The organism is Pseudomonas sp., assembly GCF_030147005.1.
Lineage (GTDB): Bacteria > Pseudomonadota > Gammaproteobacteria > Pseudomonadales > Pseudomonadaceae > Aquipseudomonas.
The window spans coordinates 1-3,142 of the sequence record NZ_JASLAW010000115.1 but is presented as its reverse complement, the minus strand read 5'-3'; the positions used below and the strand labels follow the sequence as shown (position 1 = coordinate 3,142).

Sequence of the window (3,142 nt, the reverse complement as noted above, 5' to 3'; positions counted from 1 at the left end):
CGGTATGTCAGAAACAGACTTGCTGTCTGATACATCGCATTCGCGAGCAAGCCCGCTCCCACATTCAGGTGTCTCACAGGGGCTTGGATCAGCGCTGCTTCATGCGGTCGATCACCACCGCCAGCAGCAGGATGGAGCCGCGAATCACGTACTGATAAAACGTGTCGATGTTCTTCAGGTTCATCGCGTTCTCGATGATCGCCAGAATCAACACCCCGGCAATCACGTGGCGAATCATGCCGATACCGCCACTCAACGACACCCCGCCCAACACGCACGCCGAGATCACCGTGAGTTCAAAGCCCTGGCCGATCATCGGTTGGCCGGAGGTCATGCGCGAGGCCAGGATCACCCCGGCCAACGCGCCGATCAGGCCGTGCACGGCAAAGATGATGATCTTGGTGCGATCAACGTTGACCCCGGCCAGCAGCGCCGCTTCCGGGTTGCCGCCGATGGCCATGGTGTTGCGCCCGTAGGTGGTGTAGTTGAGCAACCAGCCGAAAAACAGGAAGCACACGATGGTGATCAGAATCGGCACCGGCACGCCGAACAACTGGCCGTTGCCGAACACGAAGAACTGATCCTGGGACACGCCCACCGCTTTGCCGTCGGCAAAGATATAGGCCAGGCCACGCACGATCTGCATCGTCGCCAACGTGGTGATCAATGCGTTGACCCGCAGCTTGGCGATCACGATGCCGTTGATCAAACCCACCATCAGGCCCATCAACAATGCGGCGCCGATGCCCAGCATTACGCTGTCGGTGTCGCGCATCACAATCGCCGCCACCACGCCGGCGCAGGCAATCACCGAGCCCACCGACAAGTCGAAATGCCCCGATGCCAGGCAAAACAGCATGGTGCACGCGGCAATACCCACAGTGGAAATCGCCAGGCCCAGCCCGCGCATGTTCAGCGGCGAGAGGAAGTTGTCGATCAGCAAGGCACACAGCACAAAGATGCCCACCGCCGCCAGCAGCATCGCCCAGTTGTCGAGCAGTGCGCGCATATCGAGGGGTTTGCGTGCCGAGGGCAACGCGTTGTTTTGAATGGTCATGGTCGTCTCTCAGTTCGCCAGGCCGCGCGGCAAGGCCAGCTGCAGCAGGTTGGATTCAGTCGCGTGTTCGCGCAGTTGTTCGCCGCGCATGGCGCCTTCGCACAGCACCAGGATGCGGTCGGAAATGCCCATGACTTCCATCAGGTCGCTGGACACCACGATCACCGCGATGCCTTGCGCCGCGAGGTTATGGATGATCTGGTAGATCTCGGCCTTGGCGCCGATATCGATGCCACGGGTCGGTTCGTCCAGCAGCAGCACTTTCATCGGCATCGACAGCCAGCGGCCCAGAATGGCCTTTTGTTGGTTACCGCCGGACAAGTACATGATCTTCTGCGCAGCGTTCGGGGTCTTGACCTTCATCGCCTTGATCTGGTTGTCGGCGTTGCCCTTTTCCCAGCCGTCGCGCAACAGCCAGCCGAACGCCGAATGCGCGCCACGGGCACTGATGTTGATGTTCTCGGCGACGCTGGACAGCGGAATGATGCCCTCCTTCTTGCGGTCCTCGGGGCACAGCAACACACCGGCGGCGATGGCATCGCGCGGTGAGCGCAATTGCAGCGGCTCACCGCACAACGCCAGGCTGCCGGCACTGGCACGCTCCAGGCCGCTGAGCAGCCGGAACAATTCTGTGCGCCCTGCCCCCACCAACCCGAACAGGCCGAGGATTTCGCCTTTGCGTACGTTGAAACTGATCGGCTCGCGCAGGCCGGGACCGAGCAGGCCTTGGACGTCGAGCGCCACTTCGCCATGCTCACGCGGCCGGTAATCGTAGATGTCCTGGATATCGCGGCCGACCATGCAGGTCACCAGTTGGTCATGGTTCAGCGCGCTCATGTCCTCGAAGGTGCGCACAAAGCGGCCGTCCTTGAACACCGTCACCGCATTGCAGATACGGAACACCTCCTCCATGCGGTGGGACACGTAGAGCACCACTTTGCCCTCATCGCGCAGACGCGTGATGATCGCCATCAAGCGATCAATCTCGCGCGCCGAGAGGCTGCTGGTCGGTTCGTCGAAGGCGATTACATGAGCACCACGGGACAGCGCCTTGGCGATTTCCACCAATTGGCGCTGGCCCAGGGACAGGCGCCCGAGCTTTTCCTGGGGGTCGATTTCATCGGCCAGGCCCTTGAGGCACGCCAGGGCTTGCTGGCGCAGCAAACCCCGGTTGACCACGCCGAAACGCGACGGTAAATGCCCGAGGAACAGGTTCTCGGCGACGGTCATTTCCGGCACCAGGTGCAACTCCTGGTGGATCACCGCGACGCCACTGGCAATGCTGTCGGCGGCGCATTTGAAGGCCATGACCCGCTCGCCGATCTGCACGGTGCCGGTGCTGGGAATATAGGCGCCGCCGAGGATCTTCAGCAGTGTCGATTTACCCGCACCGTTCTCGCCCATCAACGCATGCACTTGCCCGGGGTGGGCGGTGAAGCTGATGCCATCCAGCGCCTTGACCCCAGGGAAGGTTTTGCCGATACCGTCAAAACGAAGGGCCGCAGCGGTCATTTCCAGAGCCCGATTTTGGTCAGTTCTTCCTGGAAGTTGGCGCGGGTGATCAGGGTCACTTCGTCCATGGCGGTGTACTTCGGCGGCTCAGTGCCCTTGGTGACCCACTCGTACATCATCAGCGCGGTGTTGTAGCCCTCGATATGCGGGCTGGGCAGCATCGAGCCGAAGAAGCCGCTGTTGGCTTTCTTCAATTCGCCGATGGCGTCAGTGCCATTGATGCCGATACCGATCACGTTGGCCGCGGCAAAACCGGCACTTTCGGTAGCGCGTACGCCGCCGAGCACGGTGTTGTCGTTCATGCCGCCGATGATCAGGTTTTTCGCGCCGCTGGGCAGTTTGACCAGGGCCGAGTTGGTGGCGTCCATGCTGCCTGGCACGTCGAGGGTTTTAAGCGCGGCGGTGAGGATGTGGTCTTTGGGGATGCCGGCTTCTTCCAGGGATTTGATCGAGCCGTCGGTGCGTTTCTTGCCGGTGTCGAGTTCATTGAAGGTGTTGATCACCGCATAGGTGTCCTTCCAGTCCCAGCCGCGTTTTTTCGCTTCGGCGGCCATGGCGGCGCCCTGCTTCTGG

At 61.5% G+C, this 3,142-nt stretch carries 2 protein-coding genes and 1 pseudogene; all 3 read right to left on the bottom strand.

The genetic code is table 11. The features are described from left to right. Positions 1-88: 88 nt before the first annotated feature. A complete protein-coding gene (gene araH, locus Q1V60_RS10365; protein WP_300629991.1) occupies positions 89-1,057 on the bottom strand; it encodes an L-arabinose ABC transporter permease AraH in 969 nt (322 codons plus the stop codon). A gap of 9 nt (positions 1,058-1,066) precedes the next feature. Then, entirely contained in the window at positions 1,067-2,569 is a 1,503-nt protein-coding gene (araG, locus tag Q1V60_RS10360; protein WP_300629989.1) for an L-arabinose ABC transporter ATP-binding protein AraG, read from the bottom strand. Continuing rightward, a pseudogene (locus Q1V60_RS10355) lies at positions 2,566-3,142 on the bottom strand (arabinose ABC transporter substrate-binding protein); the annotation flags it as partial. The pseudogene Q1V60_RS10355 and the gene araG, both read right to left, overlap by 4 nt.

Coding starts and splice junctions, on each gene's coding strand:
- araH (WP_300629991.1), bottom strand. CDS start 1,057: ATGACCATTCAAAACAACGCGTTGCCCTCGGCACGCAAACCCCTCGAT.
- araG (WP_300629989.1), bottom strand. CDS start 2,569: ATGACCGCTGCGGCCCTTCGTTTTGACGGTATCGGCAAAACCTTCCCT.